Below are 26,807 nucleotides of genomic sequence, written 5' to 3'. Positions count from 1 at the left end.
AACACCATTTATCATTAAATTTCCATATTCCAACAAAAAACTACTAATAATCACTATTCCCAACCTTAAATCCTCTTTGGTAAAAACCATATTCACCCTGTATTTGAATGCACTTCATTACCATTATATGTAATGCATCTTATAAAAACTATTGCATTTATTGCAACTAGCAGTATAATTTAAAATAGAAAGTATAGTCAGAAAAAGGAGGGGTGACATAATGGAGGATAAAAAAGTTATGCTAGAAGTAAATGATTTACAAACTACTTTTTTTACAGATTCAGGGGATATACCTGCTGTTGATCATGTCAGTTTCCATGTACATGATGGAGAAGTGCTCGGGATTGTTGGTGAGTCGGGCTGTGGAAAAAGTGTGACATCTCTTTCCATCATGGGACTAGTCCCAAACCCTCCTGGTAAAGTAGTCGGCGGTGATATCCATTTTGAAGATAAAAATTTACTGGATTTATCTGAACGGGAAATGCGAAAAGTCCGCGGAAACGATATTGCAATGATCTTTCAGGAACCGATGACATCATTAAACCCATTGTTTACAATTGGACATCAAATGATGGAAGCGGTATTAATTCACCATAAAAAGAAAGGAAAACAATACGCAAAAGACAGATGTATTGAAATGCTGGAGCTTGTCGAGCTTCCCCGCGCTAAAGATTTAATGGATGAATACCCACACCAATTATCTGGTGGCATGCGTCAAAGAGTAATGATTGCTATGGCACTGATCTGTGACCCAAAAGTACTTATTGCAGATGAGCCGACAACAGCACTGGATGTGACAACCCAATCCCAAATTCTAAAACTAATCAAAGAGTTAAATGATCGTTTAAATACAGCTCTCTTGTTGATTACACATGATCTAGGTGTAGTTGCTAAAACCTGTGAACGTGTGATTGTCATGTATTCTGGTCAAGTTATTGAAGAGGCGCCTGTTGATAAACTATTTGATTCACCTAAACATCCTTATACCCAAGGATTAATTCAATCAGTTCCAGACGTCCGAAAAAAACAGGATCGACTCTATTCTATCGAAGGAAATGTGCCACTTCCCGGTTCCATACATAAAGGGTGCCGCTTTGCTGACCGCTGTAAATTTGCCTTTGACCGTTGTTTTAATGAAAACCCGGAATTCTATCAAACTTCCGATGTTCAAAAGGCAAGATGTTTTTTATATGACAAAGAAGGAGCAGTCGAACATGACAAAGCACTTACTAGAAGTTGATGGCCTCAAGAAACACTTTCCGATTAAAAAGGGACTCTTCGGTAAAACAGTTGGCGCTGTAAAAGCTGTAAACGATGTTTCATTCTATGTAAAAGAAGGAGAAACACTTGGAATTGTTGGAGAGTCCGGCTGTGGTAAATCAACAACAGGCAGGTCATTAGTCAGATTATTGGAACCAACAGAAGGAAAGGTAAGTTTTGATGGGCAAGATATAACTAAATTCTCCGCTAATGACATGCGGAAAGTTAGACGCAATATACAAATGGTTTTTCAGGATCCTTATGCATCACTTAATCCACGACATACAATTGAAAAGATTCTTGCGGAACCTTTAATAGTGCATGGAATGAAAGATGCCAAAAAAAGAAAAGAAAAAATTTATGAATTCCTTGAGATTGTTGGGCTAAATGCCTTTCATGCCAAACGCTATCCACACCAATTTAGTGGTGGGCAAAGACAGCGAATTGGTATTGCCAGAGCACTAATGACAAATCCAAAGTTAATTATTGCAGATGAACCTGTTTCAGCACTTGATGTGTCCATTCAGGCTCAAGTACTGAATTTGATGCAGGATTTACAAAAAGAATTTAATTTAACCTATATTTTTATTGCCCATGATTTGGGAGTAGTCCGACATATTAGTGACCGAATTGCAGTTATGTATTTAGGTAAAATTGTTGAAATAACTGATAGTAATGAATTACATCAAAATCCTATGCATCCTTATACACAGGCACTCTTATCTGCAGTGCCAATTCCAGATCCACATCATGATGAAAATGAGGTTGTACTGGAAGGGGATATGCCAAGTCCGGCAAATCCACCTACAGGATGTGCCTTTCACACCAGATGTCCATTTAAAATGGATGTCTGTACAAAAGCCGTTCCTGAATTAAAGGAACAGAAACCAGGTCATTTTGCCGCTTGTCACTTATATAATGGGACAAACAGCAATGATATATAAAGTTAAGGGGGAGTTAACATGAAGTTGAAGAATACCAAATCATTATTGGGGATGCTTCTTCTCTTTGTTGCATTAATGCTTGCAGCCTGCTCAGGTGGCGATGATGATAATGCAAGCACAGATGCGAATGACAGCGATGGAGGAGATGATGTTTCATCCGATGAGGACAGTACTGGGGGAATATTAGTATTTGCCCGTGGTGGTGATTCTACATCACTTGATCCATCTAGAACAACAGAGGGGGAAACATTCAAGGTCACAAAGAACATATATGAATCAATTGTTACCTTTGAAGAAGGTGGTACAGAGATTGTGCCAAAGTTAGCCCATGACTGGGAAATTTCTGAGGATAGTTTAACATACACTTTCTTTTTAGAAGAAGGGGTTACTTTCCATGATGGCACAGACTTTAATGCCGATGCTGTTGTGAAAAACTTTGAACGCTGGGCTGCTGGAGATGCAGATACGTTCCCATACTATAATTCCATGTTTGGCGGATTCGAAGGGGACGAAGGTCATGTCATTGAATCTGTTAAAGCAGAAGATGACTATACCGTTGTATTTAAGCTTAAGCGACCACAGGCACCATTCCTAAAGAACCTTGCAATGGATATGTTTTCAATTGCAAGTCCCACTGCAATTGAAAAATATGGGGATGATGATTTTGAAAGAAATCCAGTAGGTACTGGTCCATTCAAATTTGTAGAATGGAAACCAAATGATTCAATTACTATTGAACGCTATGATGACTATTGGGTAGATGGATTACCTAAAATGGATAAAGTTGTTTTCCGTTCTATTCCAGATAACTCTGCAAGACTGAATGCATTATTAGCTGGTGAAGTTGACCTTGCCGATGGAATCAATCCATCAGATGCAGCTGCAATTCAGGATAATGCTGACCTACAATTAATTGAACGTCCATCCATGAATGTTGGGTATCTAGGACTAACTGTTACACGTGAACCATTTGATAATAAACTGGTACGTCAGGCAATGAACCACGCCATCGATAAACAATCTATTATCGATACTTTTTTTGCAGGTTATGCCACACCTGCAGTCAACCCTATGCCACCTTCCATTGAGGGGTATAATGATGAAATTGAAGGATATGAATATGATCCCGAAAAAGCAAAAGAATTATTAGAAGAAGCAGGTTATGGTGATGGCTTTGAAATGGAATTATGGGCAATGCCTGTGCCACGTCCATATATGCCGGATGGCCAAAAAGTAGCAGAACTTATGCAGAAAGATTTGGCAGACGTTGGTATCACAGCCGAGATTGTTTCCCATGAGTGGGCAACTTATTTAGATCTTGCCAGTAAAGGTGAGGCGGATGCATTCCTGCTTGGTTGGACTGGTGATAATGGAGATCCTGATAACTTCCTATACGTACTTTTAGATGAGGACAATATTGGAAGTAACAACTATACGTACTACAAGAATGATAAAATGCATGATTTATTCATTGAAGCACAGACGGTAACAGATCAATCAAAACGTAATGAGCTTTATAAAGAAGCACAAGTAATTATTAATGAAGAAGCACCATGGGTACCGCTTGCACACTCTACACCATTACTTGGTGCAGTAGAAGGACTATCTGGCTTAGTCCCACATCCAACTGGATCTGACCTATTATCAAATGTAGAAGTAGACAGAGAGTAATCGTAGCAGAAGGAACTATATTGAAAATATAAGCTAGGGGGAGAAATCGACTCTCAGATTTCTTCCTTTTTCCTTTTTAGAAAACTTGGCTTATCGCAAGCATTAGTTGTACTTATACTCATTTCCTTAAAAAGTTATACTTTCCTATCAGTGTAAACAAATAAGCTAACTTGCCTTATCTGAATATCATAGTTGTACTGTTACGATAAGAAATTACTAATCTATATCTTATTTAACAAAATAAATGAATGCTGGAGCAATACATACGGTTTAAAGAGGTGATTCAACATGCTCAGCTATACGCTAAAAAGAATATTTCAGTTAATTCCTGTATTACTGGGAATGACATTTATTGTCTCGATGCTAATTCGGGCAATTCCCGGAAATCCCGCACAAGTCATTCTTGGACAACAAGCAACAGCGGAGGCGGTACAGGCCCTAACTGAAAAACTCGGATTGGATAAACCTTGGTATATTCAATATATTGATTATTTAAAAGGTATTCTAACAGGGGATTTGGGAGAATCATTTAGAACCCATGCACCTGTTGTAGAAGAAATTTGGCCGTATCTCGCGGCTACAGTTGAGCTTGCAGTCTTTGCAATGATTATTGCAATCTTCATCGGAATTAACGCGGGAATTGTTTCCGCATGGTTTCAAAATTCATGGTTTGATTATATTGCGATGGTACTTGCACTTGTTGGTGTATCTATGCCTATTTTCTGGCTCGGTCTATTAGGACAATGGGGATTTGCTTTAGAATTGAATTGGTTGCCGACAACCGGGAGAGAGTCAGTTCGTGATCCTGTCAATGCTATTACAAACTTTTACATCATCGATACCATCATACAAGGTGAATGGGGTCAATTAAAGGAAGTCATTAGACATTTAATCCTGCCTGGACTTTCACTGGCTACTATTCCAATGGCAATCATTGCTCGAATGACTAGATCTAGTATGTTGGAAGTAATGCGTTCTGATTATATCAGAACTGCAAAGGCAAAAGGACAAAAAATGTTTTTCGTTATTTATAAACATGCATTGAAGAATGCTTTTATCCCTGTATTAACGATTATTGGCCTACAATTAGGTTTGCTTTTAGGTGGGGCGATTTTAACTGAAACGATCTTTGCTTGGCCTGGTATCGGACGTTATATTTATGATGCCATCGGATTCCGTGATTATCCAGTAATCCAGTCAGGTATATTAGTTGTTGCCTTTATCTTTGTCATGATTAATTTAATTGTTGACTTGTTATACAGCTTTATTGATCCAAGAATTAAATACGATTAAGGAGGTGGATGTGTATGGCAAATCCAGCCAGAAATATAGACGAGCTAGAAACCACAGATCCAAAGCAAACTCGTGGCCCTTGGCGGGAAGCATGGTATGAGTTCAAAAAGAATAAAATTGCCGTCGTAGGCTTTTGTATTGTCCTCTTCTTTATTTTACTGGCAATCTTTGCACCATGGATTGCAAAGGAAGGAATTAATGCGCAAGAAACAGCTGATAGATTATTACCTCCTTCTGCTGAATATTGGCTGGGAACAGATGATTTCGGCCGTGATATCTTGTCCCGTATTATCTACGGTGCTCGAATTTCTCTATGGGTAGGATTTTCTGCTGTTATTGGTTCTGTTATCGTTGGTAGTATATTAGGTATTATTGCAGGATATTATGGACGATGGGTTGATACAATTATTTCGAGATTTTTCGATATTATGCTTGCCTTTCCATCCATTTTACTTGCGATTGCGATTGTCGCTGTTCTTGGGCCATCCCTTCAAAACGCACTTATTGCAATTGCAATTATCAATGTGCCCAATTTCGGAAGGCTTATCAGATCAAAGGTGCTAAGTATTAAAGAAGACGAATATATTACTGCTGCAAAAGGAATAGGGATGCGTGATATCCGAATATTATTCTCACATATTTTGCCGAATTCAATGGCGCCTGTTATTGTTCAAGGAACCCTTGCGATTGCAACAGCCATTCTTGAAGCAGCAGCACTTGGTTTCTTGGGATTAGGTGCACAGCCTCCTTCTCCTGAATGGGGTAAGATGCTTGCAGACTCTAAGGACTATTTACAATCTGCTCCATGGACAATGATTTTCCCTGGACTTGCAATCATGTTAACAGTACTCGGATTCAACCTAATGGGTGACGGACTGCGTGATGCAATGGATCCTAAGATGAAAAGCTAAATGAACTCTTTCATTGGGTGGAACCCAAATGTAGGAAATTACATACAATAGATTCATTTTGTTGTAGAATAACCTTCACTAAGATTTATCCTAACTGCAAGGGGATCACATCTTTTCAGAGTTACCTGCAGTTAGGAATTTTCCAAATTAAGAATCACACTTAATTATAATGAGTTTTATTTTTTTCGACTTTTAATTAATCCATCTACAACATCCCAAAATAAACCAATCACTAATAATACCAAAATCAAAAATGTGGTGTTTTCCCAGATCTTACTTACCGTCCCATATGCTTCACTGCCTTCAGATAATAATCCCGCTTGAACTAATTCAGACATGAAACCTGGGTTCCAAAATGCGGGTCCATTGATCATAATGACTACGGTGGCTAGTGAAATTAAATTGACGATAGCCGTAAAGATTACAAGCTTAAGTGTCCACTTGCCAAATATAAGCTTTAGAGATTCCTTTATGATCCCAAATCCCAAGATAAGAATAATAAAAAACATGTAAGAACCTGATGTTTCAGGGTTTAGAAATGGAATTGCCCCAGAGAATTCATCATGAAAAATCCAGACACCAAAATACTCATTAGAAAAGGCAAAAACCATAATAAGCAGTGCGTAAAATCCGATACCTATTATTGGTTCATAGCGTTTGAATTGTCTTTTTTCATCCGGAATAGGCGCCAGGTCTGAAGGCTTCCATTTCTTCTCAAATGATAAATCTTTCGCATTTATTCCACCAAAATATTCGCCAAGTGCAAACCCTAACGTCGTCCATCCAAAAGCTGCAGGAGTTGCTGTAACAAGTGAAACAATCAACTCGATGAAATGATCCAGAATTGAAATTGGATTTAGAATTATTTTTATGACAAATCCAATACCAAACGCAAATGCAAGAGTAATCATAACAATTTTTAACACTAAAACATACGAATCAAAAATTTCCGGGCCGATTAAGTACTTTTTCGTCCCCCGGTATTTTTGTGCTAAATACTTCGGATTCCCCAATTCCAATAATACTTCTTCTACAGCTTCATTTGTTCGTTTTTCGCCCCCAGTGCGTTCCTCCAACATATCTTCAATCAAGCCACGAAGTTCCTCCGCAATATCTTCCCTTTGTTCTTGGGGCAGCTTTTGTGTGACTGCATAAATATACCGATCAATCAGCTCCATCTTTTTCCCCTCCTTCATTTTCAATCAGATTTTCCAAACTGGTAACAATACTTCTCCACTCAGCAACAAGCAGGTTAAATACTTCTTTTCCAGTTTCACTTAATAAATAATATTTCCTGGGTCTCGATTCATTCGTATCCCATTTGCTATCTAATAATCCTTGTTTTTCAAGCCTTCTAAGCAGCGGATACAAAGTCCCTGGCTCAACTTGGACTCCTTTTTTACCTAACATCGTAACAAGTGAATATCCATATTGAGGTTCAGATAGCTGACTGAGCACCCCTATCGTAATCGTCCCCCGCCGCAATTCCTGCATTAATTTATCAATATGTTCATGGGCATCGCTCATATTATCAACTCCTGAATTTATTATAGTGTATGTCGCACACTATTGTAAAGTGTATATTAATATAAATAATACTTTAATTTAAAATCATTATATTTTGATATCTCTTTTATACTCGAATATAATACAAAGTAAGAAATGTGAGGTGACTAGATTGCTTGAAGCCAAATTAACAAGTAAGGGGCAAGTTACAATTCCTATAGAGATCCGTCGTATGCTAAACTTAAAATCCGGTGATCAAGTATCATTTAATGTTAACGAGCATGGAATTATATTAAGGAAATACAACCGGTCTTTATCCATTCAAGAACGATTTGCAAATTATGATTTTAGTAATTTGAATAAGGAATTAGAGAAATCTATGAAAGAAATAGATACAGGTTATGACGTTGGCGAGGAAGCGTTATAATGTCAAAGCCAGGTAAGGGGAAATTTAATATTAAAAATGCAGTCGGGGAATATCGTGCTGAGGGTTGTTATATCTGCTGGAAAGTGATTAAATCGTCCGGAGAAGTGATTTATCTGCCGGAGGGCGATTTTATCGACCGGAGAGCCCATATATCAGCAGCATTTACCGCCCAACATACATATAAGAAATCAGGTGAATCAAATGAAAATTTATGTTGATGCAGATGCTTGTCCAGTAAAAGATATTATTACTTCAGAAGCTGCTAATACAGGAGTTCCTGTCACCCTAGTCACTAGTTTTTCGCATTTCTCCAATGAAGAGCAGCCAGCTGGAGTTGAAACAATCTATGTAGATAACGGTGCCGAGGCTGCAGATTATCGCATTATGAAGCTTGCTCAAAAGGGGGATTTGATTGTTACACAGGATTATGGCCTCGCATCATTGGGGTTAGCAAAGGGTTGCACAGTACTTCATCATAAAGGCTTTAGTTATACGAATGATAATATTGATCAGCTCCTGCAGTCCCGTTATCTCAGTGCAATGGCAAGAAAAAGCGGGAAGCGGACGAAAGGGCCGAAACCTTTTACAGAAGAAGACAGAAATAAATTCGGTGAGCTTCTTAAGGCAACATTAGAACACCTGTAAAAAGCTCACCATAATATTTTAATACTTTCTAATCGTAAAATTTTCCTGAAGCACAGGCCAGTTTTGCGGGAAAGGACTGCCTAAAACCCAGTATCCTAATCCCCTTAACCCATATTCTTTGACAGTATCATACTTAGCCTGGACACTTCTTGCATCTTCAAACCATACTTCATGCCGCTGTCCAATTTCATCTGCGTAACGGAAGAATGGTGATTGATAGGTTTCATCATACTGTATAGCGGCTCCATAATGGCCAGCTAAATTCACTGCTTCCTGCGGGCTCACTGTTTGCGCAATCGTCCCCTCTTCCCATGGTATTTTCCAATCCCTGCCATATAGTGGAATTCCCATCAATATTTTATCCCGGGGAATAACGGTTACAGCATAATCGAGTACTTTTCGAACCTCATTAATTGGTGCGATAGCCAAAGGCCTTCCACCAGCCCAGCCCCATTCATATGTCATTAAGAAAACAAAATCAACAATTTCGCCATGGGCCTGATAATCATGTGCTTCATAAAGAAGTCCCTGTTGGTCGCCAGATATCTTAGGTGCTAGTGCCGTGGAAACAATATATCCTTCAGGGTGAAGTCTCGCAACAACCCTTCGTAAAAAGTTATTATAGTTCTCACGATCCTCTGGATAAACATATTCAAAATCAAAATTCACACCGGAATAACCTTTTTCTCTCATCGTATTCAATAAATTGGTTATCAATTTTTCCTGCAAATCTACATCTCGCATGATAGTGGCTACAACATCTGAATTGAAGCTTCCTTCAACAAAATTTGTCAGTACAAGTAGTGGTGACAAATTCGTTGCCCGAGCAGCCTCCAATACCTGTAAATCCTGCAAATCAGTAATTGATCCATCTGATCTAATGCTGTACGTGAAAGGTGTAAGATACGTAAAATTCCTACCTAATAAGAGCACTTCCTGCCTACCTTGTTCATCCATCTGTGTAGTATACGCATTAACTTCAGCAATAGGTTTATTCCTATTTGGAATTCGAATCATTTGTCCGACATGGATCATCGATGGATTTGGTATATTATTTACCTGAATAAGCTCATTTATGGTAACTCCAAAATCCACTGCTATCTGCCAAAGTGTATCACCTGGTTGTATGGTATGTTGAATAGAAGGTGATTGCAGCATCTGACCTACATATATTAAAGCTGGATTCGTTATATTATTCACTTCCGCCAACTCCCCGACAGTAACACCAAACTCACCGGCAATTGCCCATAAATTGTCTCCTGGCTGAACAACGTATTCCCGACTCGGTTCAGGTATAACCAGCGCCTGCCCCACAACAAGCACATTCGGATTTTCAAGCTGATTAACCAATATAATCTGGTTCATGTTCGTTTGATAAAGCTGTGCAATATGCCATAACGTATCTCCTTTTTCTACTACATGAATTTGCAAAGTTCTCTCCCCCATAGTTAAGTTGTTACATTTCATGATATTCACCCAATTAAGACCTGTGAGAAATAAATAAATATAAACTATATACTTGATATAATTATTATACATGATATACTTTTTATAATCGGAGGTGATCGTCATTAATACATGTCCATATATTGAATCTGCTTTCCAAATATTAGCCAGAAAGTGGAATGGTCAAATTATCCATTATCTATCACTTTGTAAGGATTACAGGGCACATTTTTCTGAACTTAAAACAGACTTTACAGGAATAACATCAAGATCACTCTCACTCAAATTATCTGAGCTTGTAGCGTTTGAATTAATAGATAAGAACGTTACAAGTGGCTCACCTGTTACGATTTCCTATGAACTCACTGAAAAGGGAAAGGCTTTAGCAAATGCACTGAAGCCCATCCAGGAATGGGCCATGGAATACCAAAATGTAGCTGTTTCGGCTAAGGAGGAAAATTAAATGAATAATAAAATGGTTTGCGATTTAGAAACAGGAGTATGTGGAGAGGCCGGAGATGAAACAATGGAATTAATTGATCTAAATCCTAAAAAAACGATCGATCTTTATTATGTAACTGACCCAATCTGTTCCCATTGCTGGGCGCTTGAACCAGTACTTCGACGTTTTGTTGAACAATATGGTCATTATTTCAACTTTAAAACTGTGATGGGTGGATTGCTCGATAAATGGGGCGATGGATTTGCAGATGTTCAAAATGGTATTGGCGGTCCTGCTGATGTTGCCGGACATTGGAGGGAAGTTGGTGAACAATCCCGCATGCCGATTGATGGTTCACTTTGGTATGATGACCCGGTTCAATCCTCATTCCCGCCATCCAGAGTTTTTAAAGTTGTGCAGAAATATGACGAAAAACTTGCGCCTGTATTTTTGCGGAAAGCCAGGGAGGCTGTTTTTGCCTTCAACAGAAACATCGGGGATGAGCAGGTATTGACAGAGCTTGTGGATAAAGTCGGACTTGATGGAAAAGAAATAATGAAGGAAGCGAATCTTTCAAGCAGTCAGGATCTGTTGAATCAGGACTTTGCACTTGCGGGGCAGCTTGGTGCCAGAGGATTCCCGACAATCATCATGGTCAACGAAGAAAATAAAGGCGTTAAAATTGTTGGCGCACGTTCATTACAGGACTATGCTAATGGACTCAACCAGGTTATGGGCGATAAAGAAATCCAACCAAAAACTCGTCCTGAGCCCTCAGCACTTCTGGAAAAAGATGATCTGTTATTTTCCAAGGAGATTGAAATAATGTATGATCTTGAGGAAAATCAGGTTGAAGCATTTCTTCAAGATAAGCTTTCATCTGAAAATTACAATCAAAAAGAAATTCTTGGTGAAGCTTATATTGAAAAAAAATAACCCAAAGGAAGTATCCGTTGTAAGTATGCGGATACTTCTTTTTTTGATATTTAATAAAATTCCCTTTATCTTATGGCTGCTCGTTTTTCTCTATTTCTTTTTCTGGAAGGGGCTGTCATATGTAATTGTCTTTCCTCTTCCGTTTCGGGATACACTTTCGGAACGGGAACTGGTCTTCCCTCTTCATTGACAGCAACCATCGTTAGAAAGGACTCTGTCGTTAGTTTCTCTTCATTTTCAATTAAATCATGGGCCGTAACTTTTACATAAACCTCCATTGAACTTGTACCTGTATATGTTACAAATGACTCCAATATTAATGAGTCCCCTACTTTCGCAGAGGAAAGGAAATCCACAGAGTCAATTGATGCTGTTACTACTGCACTTTTTGCATGCTTCATTGCTGTTAATGCTGCAATTTCATCAATAAAAGCCAGCACTTTACCACCAAATATCGTGTTCAAATGATTTGTATCTGGCGGAAGTACAAGGCGGGTTTGAATTGTTCTTGAGCTTTGGATTGTTACTTTTTCCACTAAGATAACCTCCTAAAAATAAAAAAGCACCTTCTATAGTAGAAGACGCTAAAAACACAATTAAATAAATTTCATATATATGAAATCATTAAATCGCAACATCCTCCTATCTCCCGTAGGATTAAAATGTTCTTCCTTATGGCAGGTATCCTGGCTTTGAATCATCAATCTCCTTTTCCCTTCCCATTTCAATACTGAAACAGTGGATACAAAAGAGCTCTCCTCATCACAGTGGCGGGACCGCATTGGAATTTCACCAACTTCCCTTTTCAACTTATAAAAAAGTTACCATTAGGCAAGATATTCAATTGTACTTAGTATACCATATATATTCGACTGTCCTTTATCCTGGTTAACCGATTATTATTTCCTGACCTTTGTTTAGATGTTATCTTAGATTATAATAAGAACCGAGGTGAGCATATGGCAAGGGAGCGCAAATTTTCCAAAGAAATGTTATATATTACGACCAGGGATATCCTTCTTAGCCATGGTTATGAGGGATTTACTTTTGGTAAAGTTGCTGAACGACTAAACCTATCAAGGGGTACTATATATAAATATTATGAAAACAAAGAGGAGTTAATATCTGATTATATGGTTTATGAAATGGAAAAATTTCTGATTGAATTAAAGAAAATAGATGAATATCATGGGTTTCGGGCTCAGTTTGAATACTTATTGGAAATTATTTTAGAGGATAGTGAAATCCACCAGATACGCAGCATAGCTTTTCAAATCCCATCAACCAATAATAAGGTCAAGGGCAATATTGAACAAATAAAAGATCTTCATCAGGATATGTATAAATATTTACAAAACTTTGTTGACTTGGGCAGGAAAGAAAATCTTTTAAAACGAACCATTCCAGACAGCCTGGTATTAGGATTTATTTTCCAAACCGTGGATATTCCAAATCACTTTAATGTTCCATTGGCAAAATGGAATGCCTCCATAAAGGAGATGATAAGTCACGGAATGTTAACAGAAAACTAATTGACACTTGTGTTACTTTGAATGATAATTGTAAAGTGACACAAGTGTCACTATTCTTTATAATGGCTGTTTTTGCATATATTGTTGCTATCTGTCCCGTACTAGATATAAAGTGCGACACAGTGAAAATTTATTTGCAAACGCTGGTTGGGACCAGGGATTCGCTACGGAAACACATTTCGCGGACCTTAGGGCGGCTGGTGAGCCTCCTCGTGCTATGCACTCCGGGGTCTCACCTATGCCTTTCCTCCCGCAGGAGTCTTCAATGTGTTTCCTCCGCTGGTATTTGGGTTACTGCCGATGAACTGCATTAGTAATCAATATTCAAACTTGAACTACCTCACCAGTTCGGGTGAGCGAAGGGCGGTGACTCCTGCGGGAACAAAGGTTTTCGGTGGGGCGAGTAATCGCAGTCCCAGCACGAGTCTGAAGACCCCGCAGAGTGGTTTTCTCGAGGAGGCTGAAGCCGTGCCCGCGGAAAGCATCCGCCCGGAACGATCCCGAACGGCGATTATTGCAAATACTTATAGCAAACATTAATTACGTCGCCTTCTATCCAAACTGCGAAGATTAAAAAGCAACAGTAATTTGGTGGGGCGAACGAAGTGCAGTCCCAAAGTTTACGAAAAGAGCCTTTATAATTCATACGCACAGAAAGGAAGTAACTATGAAAAATCTACTGCATTTTATAACCGATCGCGTTACATCCAAAAAAGGTATGTGGATTACCGTTAGTATCTGGCTTGTCGCAATCATGTTATTAATGGTGTTTGCTCCGAGCTCTAATGATTATAAAGTTTCCAGTTTAGATTCGCTGCCTGAAGATGCTCAATCTGTTATCGCCCAAAATAAAGTGGACAAATACTTTAAAGATAATGATGGGATTCCTGCTATTTTAGTGTTCCAAACAGATGAAAATGAGCTTGAACTAACTGATGTATCTAATATTGTTTCAAGTATCAGCGAGGAAGATGTGAAAGGAATCGAATCAATTGTTCCTTTAAGTGAACTGCCCCCGCAGGCAACTGAAAGCTTTTTCTCTGAGGATGGCACCACTGCAATCGTTCCACTAAACTTTGATCCATCTTATGAGACTAGTGATATTCAGGATTCATTGGAACAAATTTATAATATAGTAGAACAAACTGACCTTTCCTTATATGTTACAGGACCAGCCGGAATAGCATCAGATACAAATGATCTATTTTCCCGTGCAGACCTTGTTCTTATCCTGTCAACTGTAGGAATTATATTGGTACTGCTTATTATTCTTTACAGATCACCTGCACTCGCATTAATCCCATTGTTGGCAGCTGGATTTGTTTATGGCGTAGTGAACCAACTGCTTGGTTTAGTAGGTAAAAGCGGAGTGCTGTTAAGCAGCCAATCCTTATCCATCATGAGTATATTATTATTTGCTGCTGTGATTGATTATTCTTTATTTGTTTTTTCACGTTATAGAGAAGAACTAAAAACCCATGAAAATAAACATGATGCAATGAAGATTGCAATGAGAGGCGTTGGAGTTCCTGTATTCTTTTCAGGAGCAACTGTTTTAGCAGCAATGCTTGTTTTGTTCTTTGCCCAATATGAGGACTCTAGGAACTTTGCTCCCATTTTCGGAACAACAATGGTCGTTGTAATTCTTGCATCTGTCACCCTTGTCCCTGCATTATTTACGATTTTTGGCAGAAAGTCTTTTTGGCCAATCATTCCACGTGTTGGGGATCAGCATATTAAATCCAGTTCCTTTTGGAGCAAGGTTGGTCGTTTTGTAACAGGAAAACCAATTATCTCTATAGCTATTATTGGTATTTTCCTTCTAATATCTGCAACGAATGTACTTAATACAAGTTATGAGTTCGATAATCTAAAGTCCTTTCCTGACGATATGCCTTCTCGTGTTGGCTATGAAATTCTGGAGAAGAAGTTTGAGGCTGGAGATTTAGCTCCAACCACTGTCCTGTTTGAGTCAGAAGAGGTTATCAGTGAAGAAAAAAGAAATGAATTAATGAATGATCTGTCTGATCGGGAGCATGTAAGCAATGTTCGGATGGATGGGATTACCGAGGATGAAAAGGTTATTTCTTATAGCATGACATTTGACCTGAGTCCATACTCAAATGAAACAATGAATGCGCTTGAAGAAATCATTGATGATTCCGAACAAATTGCAGAGAACAGTAATCCTAGTGGCGAGCTTTACTTTGCCGGAGAAACAGCTACTGCAATAGATGACAGGTCTGTCAATAACCGGGATCTTGCTGTCGTGATAACAATAGAAACACTATTAATCTTTGTAATGCTGATTTTCCTGACCAAGTCATTTAGAATGCCTGTATATATGATGGGCACGATCCTTGTTTCCTATGTTGCAGCACTGGGACTTGGGATGTTTTTAACCAATTTATTCTTTGATATAGAGAACATAAGCAACAGGGTGCCAATGTACGCCTTTGTTTTCCTCGTAGCATTGGGAATTGATTATAACATCATTCTAATATCGCGGTTTATGGAAGAACGCACAAAACATCCAGTTAAAAAGGCAGTTGAAATTGCCGTTGCCAATACTGGAGGGGTAATTTCCTCTGCTGGACTTATTTTGGCAGCAACCTTTGCAGTACTGATGACACAGCCAATTGAGTTTTTATTCGTCTTTGGCTTCATAGTCGCAGTCGGAATTTTACTGGATACCTTCTTGATTCGAGGTGTATTATTACCAGGACTGCTTGTTTTGTTTGAAAAAGATACAGCTGGTAAAACCGAGGAAAATAAATAGGTTTGAAATGATAGAGCGTCCATATTAGAAGGACGCTCTTCTTTGTTTAAATGGGTATTGACTTTTCTTCCTCATCATTTACTTTTCTACACCAAGCGCTTGTTTAGCCATTTCTTCATACTCCTTCATGCCGGAAATCATCGCAAATTCTGCTAATGGTACAGGATATGCTGCTGAAAGTTCAACAATATGCTCAAACATATTAGGCCATACATAGCCGCCGGCGTTTCCATAAGCATCAATTAATTCTTTTAGAGCATCTTCACCTAGAGTAAGAAGTTGTGAAACAAAATCATTTCCCGGATCGTCAACACGGGCTTCCGTCCAGTCAATGAATCCGGTTACTCTGGTATCCTTGTCGATTAAAATATGCCCTGGGTGAAGATCACCGTGGATTAGTGCAGTTCGCTTCGGCCAGAGTTCGTCATTTGCCAGCCACTCTTGCCAGCGATGCCACAGCTCCTCACTCACACCGAATTCAGCCTTAACTTTTTCCATCCGCTTTTGCATCGAATTTTTTATATCTCCGGGAGACTGCACAGATAAACCAGCCCTTTTAGCTTCCTCATGATCAATTTTGTGTAATTCCACCATTGCACTTCCCAACGTTTCATGAAAAATGGCGGGAATATTTTTTTCATCGATTTCCCATACATATGCTTTTGCTTCTGGGTCAATTGTTCCTACCGGGATCCCTTTTAAAAGTTTATATCCAATAAGCTCAGCGGAAAAAATCTCCCACCTGGGTGCCTGCACTGAAATTTTTTCTCCAATCAGGTCGAGGATATCTTTTTCCTTCTTAGCTCTTGGCACTACATCCTTACGTCTTGGAAAACGCAGGACCCAGTTCTCTTCTTCAGAATCAGCTGCAAATACAACCTGAAAATCAACTCCTGATTCATTATATTTAAGTGAGTTACGGTCAATCTCCAAACCATTTTTATTGGCTATTTCAATCACTTGTTCATTCGACAGTGTCATAGGTTACACTTCCTTTTTCATTTGGATTTTTTGCGTTTATAACATATTGATCATACTTTTCTCTATCTGCTTCCCTGCATTCCACAACCAACCTTGTTCCTTCTGCTTCATAATCTTCCAGTAAAACATGAGCACGTTCATTAAAATAAGAAACAACCTGACCATCTGAATAAGGAATTAAAAATTCACACCGAACATAATCATTGAAAATATGTTCACTGATCATGCTTGTAAGTTCATTGACTCCCACTTTTTCTCCTGCAGACAAGTAAACATGATTATCTTCAATGAATGGGTATTTCCTATCCGCTAAATCGGCTTTGTTGTAAGCATAAATAACCGGGATATCCATTACTCCTATTTCCACTAATATTTCATTGGTTAGCTTACGTTTTTTTTCATGTTCTGGATTTGAAACATCAATCACATGAATCAGGAGATTAGCTTCTGATACTTCCTCCAATGTCGAACGGAATGCTTTTACAAGATGATGTGGAAGCTTTTTAATAAAGCCCACCGTATCTGTCAGGAGGAAGGTTTGATTCGTATCGAGCTTCACCTTTCTAACTGATGTTTCCAATGTCGCAAACAGCATATCTTTTTCAAAAACATGCTTATCTTTCCCCTGATTAAATGATTCCAACACCGCATTCATCATGGTTGATTTACCTGCATTTGTATAGCCCACCAGTGAAACAATAGGTATTTCGTTTTTTGCACGTTTTTCCCGCTGCAGTTTTCGCTGGTTAACCAAATCCTCAAGTTCTTTGCTTAGTTGAGAAATTTTCTCTTCAATCTTTCTTCGATCCAGCTCCAGCTTCGTTTCACCTGCACCCCTGTTTTTCAGCCCGGAACCGCCCCCTTGACGACCAAGCGACTCGCGGCTTCCAATTAATCTCGGGAGCATGTATTTCAAACGCGCTACCTCTACCTGTAATTTAGACTCCCTTGTTTTCGCACGTTTAGCAAAAATCTCTAGGATAAGCATGGTTCTATCTACTACTTCCAAGTCCAACTCTGCTTCCAAATTGCGAATCTGCGAAGGTGTTAACTCATCATCAAAAATAATTGTATCTGCATCCTCTTTTTCAACCATAGACTTTAATTCATTCAATTTTCCTGTTCCGATATAAGAACCTTGGTTTACCCGATTCAGGTTTTGCGTTACTTCCCCTGTAGTTTCAATGCCACATGCAGCTGCAAGGTTTCCCAGCTCCTGCATGGAATATTCCAATTCCTCGTCGTTCCCCTTAATATTCACACCAACTATAACAGCCTTTTTTCTCATAACTTTTCCCTCCATTTTTACATACTAAAAAACACAGACCTCTGCCTGTGTTTAAGTAAACGGGAAATAGTCCAGCCTTAACAACTGATATATTTTCATGCAAGCAAATCGGCAAAAAAATAATCATTCCACCAAATTAGCTACAAGTTCCCTAATATATTTTTTGCCCGGCGTTTTTTTAGACAACAAAAAAGAAGGTAGACTCCTCCCCCTCTTTTTACTGTCCGTATATAAAAAGGTTTCCTTGTAAAGGGCAGACTAATCCCGTTTACCCTGCAACACATGCAGAGTCATTGAACATATTCAATTACTTGTTCAATCCTTGGAATCGAAGTCTGATATATAACACAAGGAAAACCTCCATTTCTGATTAAGATAACATGAGTATATCACAAAAAATCCAATCGACAAAATTCGAGTGGTATGGATTGATTGAAATATTTCTAAAGAAATCTATTGTTATATCTATCTAATTAGATTACAATCAAATTAGATGTTTTTCAGGAGGTATAACTATGCAACTGGATCGAGTTGTTAACTTTCATAAAACGATTGGAGATAAAACGAGGATTAAAATAATCGCTTTATTAAAGGATGGGCCATTACACGGGCAGGCCCTAGCGGGGAAATTAGGGTTAACACCGCCTACAATTTCCTACCACATTACAAAGCTAAGGGAAATTGATGTTATTTATCAGCGCCGAGATAAAAACACTATTTATTTTCATTTAAACGAGAAAAAGCTTGAATTTATGGCCAAGGCAATTTTAGAAATTGGAGGTGAGAAGGTGGAGTCATTGATTGTTTCAGATGAAGAAAAGTACAAAATCATTAATAATTTCTTTAATAACGATGGTAAACTCAAAAATATCCCTGCACAACGCAAGAAAAAGCTTATTATTCTGGAGCATTTGATTAAAGGATTAAAAGTCGGGCGTATCTATCAGGAGAAAGAAATTAATGAACACATTAAGCAGTTTCATGAGGATTATGCAACGATTCGCCGGGAGTTTATTATGTGTCATTTTATGAACAGACAAAATGGTGAGTACGAGCTGAACCCAAAGGAAATGTGGCTAATTTAATCCAAATGCCTTGGTTAGTCATTTTAGCCAGGGCTTTCTTTTGCAAATCTAATTAGATAAGCGTGAAATTAGGTGAGTATATATGAATAACTGGAAGGCATGGAAAATGGAGAAAAATTATCAAAACTTGTTCTGGGCTGGTACTGTCAGCGGAATTGGATATAGATTCACACAAGTCGCAACCCTTACACTGCTCTACCAAATTACTGGTTCAGGCTTTGCTATCGGAATACTCTTTGCGATTCGGATGGCACCTTTTTTATTGCTTGCACCAATTGGAGGGAAACTGGCAGATCGATTTTCAAAAAAGAAATTATTAATCACGATCGATTTAATACGAATCCCATTTGCTATATCTCCTATCTTTGTTCAAGGTCCAGAACATTTATGGATAGTATTTATCAGCGCATTTTGTTTAGCAGCTGGGGAAGCACTATACGCACCAGCAAGAATGGCATCGATACCTCGGGTGGTTAAGCAGGATCGGCTGCTGTATGTAAATGCAATTGAGCAAATTATGGTTGGTGGTGTCCTTGTTTTAGGTTCAAGTTCTGGTGGAATTATATCCTATTTATTTGGTTTACATGTTCCTTTCTTTTTAGATGGAATTAGCTTTCTGCTGTCGGCATTCTTTCTATCAAAGATTACACCGCCAGCAGCTGCAGCCACCAAAACAAGTATACCAACGCAACACACCACGTCTGCTTGGAAGCTGATTTTCGGATCCTCTGCACTTATTGTGTTTCTTATTATTGAACTGACCATGCCATTGGCTAATGGTATTGATAATGTACTGATGAGTGTATACGCGCTTGATATTTTTCAAATGGGAGATTTAGGGGTTGGGTTTATTTATGCTTTTCTCGGATTAGGATTTGTACTGAGTTCTTTCTTTTCTAATCTGCTCAAGCGGAAGCTAATTACACTTATTGTTATTTTTATCGCTCTTGAAGGTGTGGGACATTTGATTTTAAGTGTTGTTCCAGCCTTCTCCTTGGCCCTTCTTACCATATTATTCATCACATTTGTTGGAGGAATAAGCAATATTTGCTTGAGCACACTTATTATGAAAATTGTACCAAAATCAAGGCATGGCACTTTTTTCGGTTTGACGGCAATGGTATCCAATACTTCGCTCGGTATTTCAATGGGAGCGGCCGGATTACTATTGGAAGTATTTGATCCGAGGACATTAAGCTTCATTGTTGGAATAACTTATATAATCTTTACGATAGTCTATTCCATCTTATTTATACAGGTCGATCCGATTAAAGAAAAAAGGAATTTAATAAAGAAAACGGGCTGATCATGTCAAAAGCCAGCTGAGGTCACTGCAGTACGCTGTAATGGATAATTCCTTATTTCTTTGTTAACATTTATATAGAGTTATGTCGAAGGGGGAATGTGAAATGAAGATTGTATCGATCGAACCGACACCAAGCCCATATTCAATGAAAATCAATGTTGATGAACAATTGGCTGATGGAATAACTGAAAATTATAAGCTTAAAGATAATCTGGACAGTGCTCCTGAATATATTAAAGAACTATTTGAAATTAATGGAGTGAAAGGTCTTTATCGTGTAATAGATTTTATAGCACTTGAACGTAATGCGCGGGTTCCCTGGGAAGAAATCCTCCCTGAAGTAAAGAATGTTTTAGGTTCTTCCGTGGAAACTACTGATTTATTTTCGGGTGAGAATACTGACATGGAAGACGCATTTGGAGAAGTGAAAGTATTCATTCAAATATTTCGCAATATTCCTACACAAGTGAAATTACAGGAAGGCGATAACGAAGAACGCTTTGGACTTCCTGAGAGATTTATGACCTCTGTAATGGAAGCATCAAGTGCCTCTGATAATTATTTGATGGAAAGAAAATGGGTGGAACAAAGTCCTCGGTACGGGGAAGTTGAAGAAATTGGCCAGGATGTTGTGGAAGAATTAGCTGCAACCTATGATTCTGAGCGTCTATCAGATCTAGTAAAACTTGCTTTTTCAAATGAACCCGTGGAAGAGAAAAGAAAAGGCAAAAAGGTAACACTCGATATGCTGGATCAGCCTAACTGGAAAGATCGTTATGCAGCATTGGACAGAATGGATCCAACAGAAGCTGATTTTCCAGTTTTGGACAAAGCATTGGATGACGAAAAAGCTTCGATTCGCAGGCTTGCCACTGCCTATTTAGGAGTGATCGAAGAACCGGAAACGCTGCCGTATCTGTATAAAGCATTGAAGGATAAAGCAGTTAACGTTCGACGTACTGCTGGTGACTGTTTATCAGATCTTGGCTTTAAGGAAGCAATGCCTGAAATGATCCATACATTATCAGATAAAAACCGTCTCGTACGCTGGCGTGCAGCCATGTTCTTATATGAAATTGGAGACGAAACAGCAATACCTGCATTGCAACAGGCGATGGATGACCCAGAATTTGAAGTTCGTATGCAGGTAAAAATGGCTCTGGCTCGAATTGAAGGCGGCAAAAAAGCAGAAGGATCGATTTGGCATCAGATGACACAGGCTGCGAAACAGAAATAGCATACTTTAAAGACTCCCACTAGTTTAAAATGGGAGTCTTTTTTATAGCCTTCAACCAATAAGTGCACTAAATTTTTCATTTCTGTCTTCCTGTTCTGATTTTTCAGCAAGGTCGTATTTCTTCAATAGATGGAAAACCTCGTTTAATGTTTCCTGCGAATGTTCCTTTTTTAGAAAGTGATGTATTTTTTTATTTAACTCTTCTGGTAAAAAGTTTTCCTGGCTCTTCAGCTTTTTCACAACATCTTCACGCGAATGGTCGATGTTACATACTCCCATTTAAATGCCCCCTCCCTTTTCCTATTATTATTCTATACTATCACGTAAAATCTTCCTTTACATAATTCCTCCCGAATATTTTGTAATATTCACTTATAAATGCATTTGTACTTGCACCCTCATGCCATACTAGGTAAAATTATATTCAAGAACATTCTTGGAAAGGAGAAAAATAAATGTCTCAGTTGGATAAAAATAAATACTATTCACTGGAAGAATTTTTAGATTACGTAAAGGAAGAGGAAAGGGCGGAACTCTATGAAGGAGCTCCTGTTTTTATGTCACCTGCCTCTTATGAACATGAAGGTGTTGTTGCTAATTTAATTGTCGCATTCGGTAATGCACTTAAAGGAAAGACTTGCCAAGTATTTGGAAGTAATCTTCAAGTTATTTTTCCTTTTAAAGATGATAAAAAAGGAAACAAAGATGTAACTGTTCTCCCGGACATTTCTGTTGTATGTGATAAAAATAAATTGCGCAATAAGAGATGTTATGGTTCTCCGGATCTTATTATTGAAGTTCTGTCCCCAAGTACTGCTCGAAACGATCGATTATTCAAACGAAACTATTATGAAAAAGCCGGTGTTAAAGAATATTTAATTATCGACCCTCACAACAAGAACATTGAAAAATATGTACTACATTCAAATTCCTATCATTTAGAAGAGATTTTCGACCTTGAAAATCAACTTTTTCAATCCACCCTTTTCCCTGATATAAAATTCTCTATAGAAGATACTTTCTCTTTTCTTGATTAAACTAAAAAGCCGTTAAATCTCCATTGAGAATTAACAGCTTTTTTTATTTTCTAAACACTTGCTATTCTACTTTCTCCAATATTTTCTCAATTGTGCCAGACGTTTCCCGTTGAAAATACGCCCTCAGCCCTATACCCAAATATTTCCCAGGTTGCTTATATAAACTAACAAACTTCAATATTATAAAGTAGATAACCAAACAAAGTGATTTTAAATGCAATCTTAAGACTTTCTTAAGGTTCATTTAACTATTTCTTATTGTTTCATTTATATATTGGGGTTAGAAAGTTAAAACAAGGGGAGATTTATTATGTCAGAAAAAAAGGTATATGTACTATTAACTGATACAGGTACATTATTTACAAAAACAATAAAACTATATACAAAGAAGCCATACAACCATGCATCCATAGCCTTTGACGAGAATTTATCGCAAGTTTACAGCTTTGGGAGAAAGGGGCCAGGAAATCCGTTTATTGGTGGATTTGTTAGTGAAAATATAAATGAAGGATTATTTAAAAATGCAACATGCGCAATCTACTGTTGGACAGTTAATAAAACTGAATTTAATAAAATGACTAATTATATGAAAAGAATTGAAGCTTTAAAAGAAAACTATCGTTACAATCTAATTGGGTTATTTGCCACCAACAGCTAATTGTAAATAAATGGGTGGGTATTTGCACTTTGCACAGGATTTCGTCTGAGATAGCGTGGGAAAATCCGTTCTAATTTGCAAAATAACCCCGTTTGTTGGAATAAAGTGTATCTTTACATATTTGTCTGGTTTTATTTAATTTGGGTTGTATGTACCCTTCACTCATCAATGAAGCAATAACCAAATTCCGTAAAGTATAATTCTCTTATTGAAACACATTCATCCCCCCCTTTTGGATACCAAAAAGTTCAAATAGACACAGCTCACGCTACGCTATTTGAGCTTATACACTTAATAGTTATTAGTTATTAGTTATTAGTTATTAGTTAATTTATTATACCAATATTACTATGGCAATATTTCAAGTAGTTGTATTCCACTTGTCTAATAATTATAAGCTACTTTTTCAATTAAACCGGAACTGTTGAAATAATATATTTGTTAAGATGGGATACAGATATGTTTTAAACAAGATGATTTTATATTTAATTTTGCTGTATCATTTTTTCTAATCTCGGTATAGCATCTTCAAATGAGTCATCTAAACTTTCTATTTTCTTGTCTATGGTTTCTAAAAACATATTGTTTTCGTTTATTTGGGAACTCTGAATAAACAAAAATATTATTGTTGTAATATTAAGTAAAAAACTGAGAATTAAAATTACTACATACTTCTTTGGCAAGTTAATCAGCACCTTTCTCGTTGTCTAAACTTAAAATATTATTCTTATTTTCTTACAATAACAAATTCTAATCATAAAAACAATGCTAATCACAAATCATAGTGATTAGCATTGTTTATTTTTAATTTTAATAAGTTACATCAACAGCTGTATCTGTAGCCTGTGTTTCAGTTACTCCACTTAAGGAGAGTACTCCTAAAGATAAAGAAATATTAAATCCTCCAGGTGAAGTGGCATGAGTATAGTGACCATACAAATCAGCAGTATTATCACTTGTTTTATCTCGTTTGAATTCATAATACATGAATCCTGTAGCTGGAATTGATCTCTTTAAATCAAATTTATCTCCTAAGCCATAATAGTTACTTCTGTCAGCTCCATAATCAAACTCATAGCCACTCCCACTCCTATGTTCAGAAAAGAAACTATTATTGTCTACATCAACATTGTCATCGTGTGTAATTGCAATAGCATCGGAAAAAGTAGCAGCTGGTTGATATAACCACTCATATCTCGTTTTTGCTAGATATTTACCATTTCCAATATATGAAACCGATAAAGTCTGTTTAATCCAGCTATCTGTTTCTGTATCGTAACCGCCAGATAAAAGGTTGTATTTGTTAAGTTGTTTTGCCAATTTTATCCCACTTAAAGCCTCTTGCTTCGACAGTTTCACAGTTTCTTTTTTATTAATTTTGTAATACTCTTCTTTTTTTGTTACTATTTCACCTTTTTCACCTTTGAATTGTTCTTTAATATGGTTAAATGATACGTCTGACATAATATTAATTTCTTCATTAGAGAAGCCCAAGCCATTTAACCAATCACGATCTGTTTCACTAATATTAACCACTTTGTCGTTTGATTCTGCTGCATAACTAACATTTGCAAATCCAAAACTTACAAATGCGATGCTTAAAATAATAGCGAAAGAAGAAAATATTGCTTTCATAAATAACAACCTCCTGTGTGAATTATTAAAATTATATAACAATTATTACAATAAACCATCATTTTATATCAGTCAAATTAACGAAAAAATTTCAATAGTTATAAATACCCATGAAATCCCACTGCGCTTTTTATTCTATTAATCTACAACACTAAAAAATGTCGATTAATGTTGTAAATCATCGAAAGTATATTACTATATTACTATTTTTAAAAATATTAGTTAAATTATAGAAAAAACCTCTAGATTTATAATAAAAGGAGTTCTAATCTGATGGAACCCCTGTGTCATAATTATCTTGTAAAACACATTCATATCTGTAACTGCTAAACTATAATAGACTATTTCTGCTAGATAAGAATGGACACTTTATTGAGATAGTGGGGTAGGTCATTTCGCATTCGATAGGTGCTACCCCTCCAGGGGCAGCACCTATCAAAACATCGCACCTGGTCGTTCTCCCCATTGAGAATTCACTTCATTACTATATAATCAATCATGTTGACTATCAGTAATGGAGGAAGTTGAAAAGGTGGAAATTCTAAAAATGTATATAAAGATCAAGCAATATAAAGAACAAGGATTCAGATACGGCGCATCGCCAGGAAGTTGGGGATATCCAGAATGACTTTTTATAAATATTTGGAAAAGTCACCGGAAGAAATAGCGGAATGAATGGCTTCTACAAAAACACGGGTAAAAAGGCTGGATTCATAATAGATCCAGTTAAGGAAATCAAGACACTACATGATGTTGATCCTGCGCTAATTGACATACGGCCAGAGTCAAGAGAATTGAATCGTTATCTGGATGTGTTGAAAGGAGGGGCAATGGTATGACGCAATCCCTTGAACAACTGCAGCAAAATTGCGCACATTACGGTAATCAGAGACGGCAAATTATCTGCCTTCTCTGATTCAACAAGCCGGATCAGAAGATTGGACATACCGGGGTTTCTTACAACATCTAACCGCATACGAACAGAAACGTCACGAAGAGAAACAAATTGAAAAACGCTTGAAATGGACAGCAATCTCTAAGCAAGAAACAGCTCCATCAATTAACAGAGTTTACATGGCTAGATCAGTTGTACAATTTGATTATTCTAGGCCCGCCTGGCGTGGGAAATTATAGAAAGTTTTTGTTTATGGAAAGATATCTCCAAAAAAGTACTGAATTCGTGGTTTAGATAAGAAATATCTTTCCATAATTTTTAAATTCTATCTACAAAAATCATCTAACCAGTTTAATAGATCGGTATCCTCAAACCACATAGAAACATCTTGTTTTACAATTTCCATATATGAAAATTGTAATGCTTTTCTTTTTGTTTCTGTATTTGCCCCACAAATAACTTTCGGTTGTAGTAACATTCACATGTCCTAATAAATCTCTAATATAAACCAAGTTTACTCTAGTCTCTAATAAATGCATGGCCTCCCGTATGTCTAATCATATGAGGATGTAAACTGTTAGGAATAAAAGTACCGAATGAAATTCCTTAGCCCTTTTTAAATACTTTTCTAAACACTTGCTATTCTACTTTCTTTAATATCTTTCAATTACCGTAAGACGTTTCCCGTTGAAAATACGCCCTCAGCCCTATACCCAAATATTTCCCAGGTTGCTTATATAAACTAACAAACTTCAATATTATAAAGTAGATAACCAAACAAAGTGATTTTAAATGCAATCTTAAGACTTTCTTAAGGTTCATTTAACTATTTCTTATTGTTTCATTTATATATTGGGGTTAGAAAGTTAAAACAAGGGGAGATTTATTATGTC

General features: G+C 37.4%; 28 protein-coding genes and 1 riboswitch. Of the genes, 19 read left to right on the top strand and 9 right to left on the bottom strand.

Annotated elements, in window-relative coordinates:
• Positions 1–220: 220 nt before the first annotated feature.
• From CIL05_RS05020 to nikC, 5 genes are all read left to right on the top strand, one after another.
• Entirely contained in the window at positions 221–1,240 is a 1,020-nt protein-coding gene (locus CIL05_RS05020; protein ID WP_095654432.1) for an ABC transporter ATP-binding protein, read from the top strand.
• The gene (locus CIL05_RS05015; protein WP_095654431.1) at positions 1,215–2,204 is read left to right on the top strand and encodes an ABC transporter ATP-binding protein; all 990 of its coding nucleotides are present in this window, start codon (positions 1,215–1,217) and stop codon (positions 2,202–2,204) included. The genes CIL05_RS05020 and CIL05_RS05015 overlap by 26 nt, the downstream gene beginning before the upstream one ends.
• Positions 2,205–2,222: 18 nt before the next feature.
• Positions 2,223–3,875, top strand: coding sequence for an ABC transporter substrate-binding protein (locus tag CIL05_RS05010; protein ID WP_439144825.1), 1,653 nt, complete (start codon positions 2,223–2,225; stop codon positions 3,873–3,875).
• A 288-nt stretch (positions 3,876–4,163) separates the two neighbouring features.
• Positions 4,164–5,168 (top strand): ABC transporter permease, encoded by a 1,005-nt coding sequence (locus CIL05_RS05005; protein ID WP_095654430.1) that lies wholly within the window; start codon positions 4,164–4,166, stop codon positions 5,166–5,168.
• 14 nt (positions 5,169–5,182) lie between these two features.
• Positions 5,183–6,079, top strand: a complete 897-nt coding sequence (nikC, locus tag CIL05_RS05000; protein WP_095654429.1) for a nickel transporter permease — start codon at positions 5,183–5,185, stop codon at positions 6,077–6,079.
• Between the two features lie 176 nt (positions 6,080–6,255).
• Here nikC and CIL05_RS04995 read toward each other — a convergent pair whose 3' ends face one another.
• Positions 6,256–7,257: an HAAS signaling domain-containing protein gene (locus CIL05_RS04995; protein WP_095654428.1), complete on the bottom strand. Its 1,002-nt coding sequence runs from the start codon at positions 7,255–7,257 to the stop codon at positions 6,256–6,258.
• On the bottom strand, positions 7,244–7,606 hold the full coding sequence (locus CIL05_RS04990) for a PadR family transcriptional regulator (RefSeq protein WP_095654427.1): 363 nt from the start codon (positions 7,604–7,606) through the stop codon (positions 7,244–7,246). The genes CIL05_RS04995 and CIL05_RS04990 overlap by 14 nt, the downstream gene beginning before the upstream one ends.
• A gap of 151 nt (positions 7,607–7,757) precedes the next feature.
• Here CIL05_RS04990 and CIL05_RS04985 point away from each other — a divergent pair, with 151 nt between their 5' ends.
• The 3 genes from CIL05_RS04985 to CIL05_RS04975 are packed head-to-tail and all read left to right on the top strand — an operon-like array spanning position 7,758 to position 8,657.
• On the top strand, positions 7,758–8,012 hold the full coding sequence (locus CIL05_RS04985) for an AbrB/MazE/SpoVT family DNA-binding domain-containing protein (protein ID WP_095654426.1): 255 nt from the start codon (positions 7,758–7,760) through the stop codon (positions 8,010–8,012).
• A complete protein-coding gene (locus CIL05_RS04980) occupies positions 8,012–8,230 on the top strand; it encodes a hypothetical protein (RefSeq protein ID WP_095654425.1) in 219 nt (72 codons plus the stop codon). Before CIL05_RS04985 ends, CIL05_RS04980 begins: the two co-directional genes overlap by 1 nt.
• On the top strand, positions 8,214–8,657 hold the full coding sequence (locus tag CIL05_RS04975) for a YaiI/YqxD family protein (RefSeq protein ID WP_095654424.1): 444 nt from the start codon (positions 8,214–8,216) through the stop codon (positions 8,655–8,657). Before CIL05_RS04980 ends, CIL05_RS04975 begins: the two co-directional genes overlap by 17 nt.
• A gap of 18 nt (positions 8,658–8,675) precedes the next feature.
• Here the strand turns inward: CIL05_RS04975 and CIL05_RS04970 are convergent, their stop codons facing one another.
• Positions 8,676–10,088: a glycoside hydrolase family 18 protein gene (locus tag CIL05_RS04970; RefSeq protein WP_095654423.1), complete on the bottom strand. Its 1,413-nt coding sequence runs from the start codon at positions 10,086–10,088 to the stop codon at positions 8,676–8,678.
• 139 nt (positions 10,089–10,227) lie between these two features.
• On the opposite strand from CIL05_RS04970, the gene CIL05_RS04965 reads away from it, so the two are divergent.
• On the top strand, positions 10,228–10,566 hold the full coding sequence (locus CIL05_RS04965; RefSeq protein ID WP_095654693.1) for a winged helix-turn-helix transcriptional regulator: 339 nt from the start codon (positions 10,228–10,230) through the stop codon (positions 10,564–10,566).
• Positions 10,567–11,481 (top strand): DsbA family protein, encoded by a 915-nt coding sequence (locus tag CIL05_RS04960; RefSeq protein ID WP_240510120.1) that lies wholly within the window; start codon positions 10,567–10,569, stop codon positions 11,479–11,481. It abuts the gene before it with no gap.
• Positions 11,482–11,546: 65 nt separating this feature from the next.
• Here CIL05_RS04960 and CIL05_RS04955 read toward each other — a convergent pair whose 3' ends face one another.
• Positions 11,547–12,017 (bottom strand): acyl-CoA thioesterase, encoded by a 471-nt coding sequence (locus tag CIL05_RS04955; protein ID WP_095654422.1) that lies wholly within the window; start codon positions 12,015–12,017, stop codon positions 11,547–11,549.
• Between the two features lie 123 nt (positions 12,018–12,140).
• A riboswitch (cobalamin riboswitch) is annotated at positions 12,141–12,325 on the bottom strand.
• 115 nt (positions 12,326–12,440) lie between these two features.
• On the opposite strand from CIL05_RS04955, the gene CIL05_RS04950 reads away from it, so the two are divergent.
• Positions 12,441–13,013: a TetR/AcrR family transcriptional regulator gene (locus tag CIL05_RS04950; RefSeq protein WP_095654421.1), complete on the top strand. Its 573-nt coding sequence runs from the start codon at positions 12,441–12,443 to the stop codon at positions 13,011–13,013.
• Positions 13,014–13,680: 667 nt separating this feature from the next.
• The gene (locus CIL05_RS04940; protein WP_095654419.1) at positions 13,681–15,792 is read left to right on the top strand and encodes an MMPL family transporter; all 2,112 of its coding nucleotides are present in this window, start codon (positions 13,681–13,683) and stop codon (positions 15,790–15,792) included.
• A 78-nt stretch (positions 15,793–15,870) separates the two neighbouring features.
• Here the strand turns inward: CIL05_RS04940 and CIL05_RS04935 are convergent, their stop codons facing one another.
• Entirely contained in the window at positions 15,871–16,773 is a 903-nt protein-coding gene (locus CIL05_RS04935; RefSeq protein WP_095654418.1) for a macrolide 2'-phosphotransferase, read from the bottom strand.
• Positions 16,757–18,061 (bottom strand): GTPase HflX, encoded by a 1,305-nt coding sequence (gene hflX, locus CIL05_RS04930; RefSeq protein WP_439144824.1) that lies wholly within the window; start codon positions 18,059–18,061, stop codon positions 16,757–16,759. Before hflX ends, CIL05_RS04935 begins: the two co-directional genes overlap by 17 nt.
• A 515-nt stretch (positions 18,062–18,576) precedes the next feature.
• On the opposite strand from hflX, the gene CIL05_RS04925 reads away from it, so the two are divergent.
• The 3 genes from CIL05_RS04925 (at position 18,577) to CIL05_RS04915 (ending at position 21,689) form a co-directional block, all read left to right on the top strand.
• The gene (locus CIL05_RS04925) at positions 18,577–19,146 is read left to right on the top strand and encodes a DUF2087 domain-containing protein (protein ID WP_095654416.1); all 570 of its coding nucleotides are present in this window, start codon (positions 18,577–18,579) and stop codon (positions 19,144–19,146) included.
• An 82-nt stretch (positions 19,147–19,228) separates the two neighbouring features.
• On the top strand, positions 19,229–20,452 hold the full coding sequence (locus CIL05_RS04920) for an MFS transporter (protein ID WP_095654415.1): 1,224 nt from the start codon (positions 19,229–19,231) through the stop codon (positions 20,450–20,452).
• A gap of 103 nt (positions 20,453–20,555) precedes the next feature.
• The gene (locus CIL05_RS04915; RefSeq protein WP_095654414.1) at positions 20,556–21,689 is read left to right on the top strand and encodes a conserved virulence factor C family protein; all 1,134 of its coding nucleotides are present in this window, start codon (positions 20,556–20,558) and stop codon (positions 21,687–21,689) included.
• 51 nt (positions 21,690–21,740) lie between these two features.
• Here CIL05_RS04915 and CIL05_RS04910 read toward each other — a convergent pair whose 3' ends face one another.
• Positions 21,741–21,968, bottom strand: coding sequence for a group-specific protein (locus CIL05_RS04910; protein WP_095654413.1), 228 nt, complete (start codon positions 21,966–21,968; stop codon positions 21,741–21,743).
• A gap of 176 nt (positions 21,969–22,144) precedes the next feature.
• Here CIL05_RS04910 and CIL05_RS04905 point away from each other — a divergent pair, with 176 nt between their 5' ends.
• Together CIL05_RS04905 and CIL05_RS04900 are read left to right on the top strand one after the other, a co-directional pair.
• Complete coding sequence (locus tag CIL05_RS04905; RefSeq protein WP_095654412.1) at positions 22,145–22,726, top strand: Uma2 family endonuclease; 582 nt, start codon at positions 22,145–22,147, stop codon at positions 22,724–22,726.
• 310 nt (positions 22,727–23,036) lie between these two features.
• A complete protein-coding gene (locus tag CIL05_RS04900; protein ID WP_095654411.1) occupies positions 23,037–23,384 on the top strand; it encodes a hypothetical protein in 348 nt (115 codons plus the stop codon).
• 810 nt (positions 23,385–24,194) lie between these two features.
• On the opposite strand, the gene CIL05_RS04890 is transcribed toward CIL05_RS04900, so the two are convergent.
• A complete protein-coding gene (locus CIL05_RS04890) occupies positions 24,195–25,019 on the bottom strand; it encodes a hypothetical protein (protein ID WP_095654409.1) in 825 nt (274 codons plus the stop codon).
• Between the two features lie 609 nt (positions 25,020–25,628).
• Here CIL05_RS04890 and CIL05_RS04885 point away from each other — a divergent pair.
• Both CIL05_RS04885 and CIL05_RS22055 read left to right on the top strand, forming a co-directional pair.
• Positions 25,629–25,694: a hypothetical protein gene (locus tag CIL05_RS04885; protein ID WP_240510131.1), complete on the top strand. Its 66-nt coding sequence runs from the start codon at positions 25,629–25,631 to the stop codon at positions 25,692–25,694.
• Positions 25,691–25,858 (top strand): hypothetical protein, encoded by a 168-nt coding sequence (locus CIL05_RS22055; RefSeq protein WP_165769043.1) that lies wholly within the window; start codon positions 25,691–25,693, stop codon positions 25,856–25,858. Before CIL05_RS04885 ends, CIL05_RS22055 begins: the two co-directional genes overlap by 4 nt.
• 381 nt (positions 25,859–26,239) lie before the next feature.
• Here CIL05_RS22055 and CIL05_RS22050 read toward each other — a convergent pair whose 3' ends face one another.
• Positions 26,240–26,392, bottom strand: a complete 153-nt coding sequence (locus tag CIL05_RS22050; protein WP_165769042.1) for a hypothetical protein — start codon at positions 26,390–26,392, stop codon at positions 26,240–26,242.
• Positions 26,393–26,807: the final 415 nt, after the last annotated feature.

Source organism: Virgibacillus profundi (assembly GCF_002287375.1).
Lineage (GTDB): Bacteria > Bacillota > Bacilli > Bacillales > Amphibacillaceae > Virgibacillus_K > Virgibacillus_K profundi.
This window is presented reverse-complemented; position numbering and strand designations above follow the sequence as displayed.

Bases quoted from the DNA above. Each gene is read 5' to 3' on its own strand.
- CIL05_RS04960 (WP_240510120.1), top strand. From the start codon at position 10,567: ATGAATAATAAAATGGTTTGCGATTTAGAAACAGGAGTATGTGGAGAG.
- CIL05_RS04900 (WP_095654411.1), top strand. From the start codon at position 23,037: ATGTCAGAAAAAAAGGTATATGTACTATTAACTGATACAGGTACATTA.
- CIL05_RS04935 (WP_095654418.1), bottom strand. From the start codon at position 16,773: ATGACACTGTCGAATGAACAAGTGATTGAAATAGCCAATAAAAATGGT.
- CIL05_RS05005 (WP_095654430.1), top strand. From the start codon at position 4,164: ATGCTCAGCTATACGCTAAAAAGAATATTTCAGTTAATTCCTGTATTA.
- CIL05_RS05020 (WP_095654432.1), top strand. From the start codon at position 221: ATGGAGGATAAAAAAGTTATGCTAGAAGTAAATGATTTACAAACTACT.
- CIL05_RS04905 (WP_095654412.1), top strand. From the start codon at position 22,145: ATGTCTCAGTTGGATAAAAATAAATACTATTCACTGGAAGAATTTTTA.
- CIL05_RS04940 (WP_095654419.1), top strand. From the start codon at position 13,681: ATGAAAAATCTACTGCATTTTATAACCGATCGCGTTACATCCAAAAAA.
- CIL05_RS05015 (WP_095654431.1), top strand. From the start codon at position 1,215: ATGACAAAGCACTTACTAGAAGTTGATGGCCTCAAGAAACACTTTCCG.
- CIL05_RS04980 (WP_095654425.1), top strand. From the start codon at position 8,012: ATGTCAAAGCCAGGTAAGGGGAAATTTAATATTAAAAATGCAGTCGGG.
- CIL05_RS04975 (WP_095654424.1), top strand. From the start codon at position 8,214: ATGAAAATTTATGTTGATGCAGATGCTTGTCCAGTAAAAGATATTATT.
- CIL05_RS22050 (WP_165769042.1), bottom strand. From the start codon at position 26,392: ATGTTACTACAACCGAAAGTTATTTGTGGGGCAAATACAGAAACAAAA.
- nikC (WP_095654429.1), top strand. From the start codon at position 5,183: ATGGCAAATCCAGCCAGAAATATAGACGAGCTAGAAACCACAGATCCA.
- CIL05_RS04990 (WP_095654427.1), bottom strand. From the start codon at position 7,606: ATGAGCGATGCCCATGAACATATTGATAAATTAATGCAGGAATTGCGG.
- CIL05_RS04995 (WP_095654428.1), bottom strand. From the start codon at position 7,257: ATGGAGCTGATTGATCGGTATATTTATGCAGTCACACAAAAGCTGCCC.
- CIL05_RS04890 (WP_095654409.1), bottom strand. From the start codon at position 25,019: ATGAAAGCAATATTTTCTTCTTTCGCTATTATTTTAAGCATCGCATTT.
- CIL05_RS04910 (WP_095654413.1), bottom strand. From the start codon at position 21,968: ATGGGAGTATGTAACATCGACCATTCGCGTGAAGATGTTGTGAAAAAG.
- CIL05_RS04915 (WP_095654414.1), top strand. From the start codon at position 20,556: ATGAAGATTGTATCGATCGAACCGACACCAAGCCCATATTCAATGAAA.
- CIL05_RS04925 (WP_095654416.1), top strand. From the start codon at position 18,577: ATGCAACTGGATCGAGTTGTTAACTTTCATAAAACGATTGGAGATAAA.
- CIL05_RS04920 (WP_095654415.1), top strand. From the start codon at position 19,229: ATGAATAACTGGAAGGCATGGAAAATGGAGAAAAATTATCAAAACTTG.
- CIL05_RS05010 (WP_439144825.1), top strand. From the start codon at position 2,223: ATGAAGTTGAAGAATACCAAATCATTATTGGGGATGCTTCTTCTCTTT.
- hflX (WP_439144824.1), bottom strand. From the start codon at position 18,061: ATGAGAAAAAAGGCTGTTATAGTTGGTGTGAATATTAAGGGGAACGAC.
- CIL05_RS22055 (WP_165769043.1), top strand. From the start codon at position 25,691: ATGAATGGCTTCTACAAAAACACGGGTAAAAAGGCTGGATTCATAATA.
- CIL05_RS04950 (WP_095654421.1), top strand. From the start codon at position 12,441: ATGGCAAGGGAGCGCAAATTTTCCAAAGAAATGTTATATATTACGACC.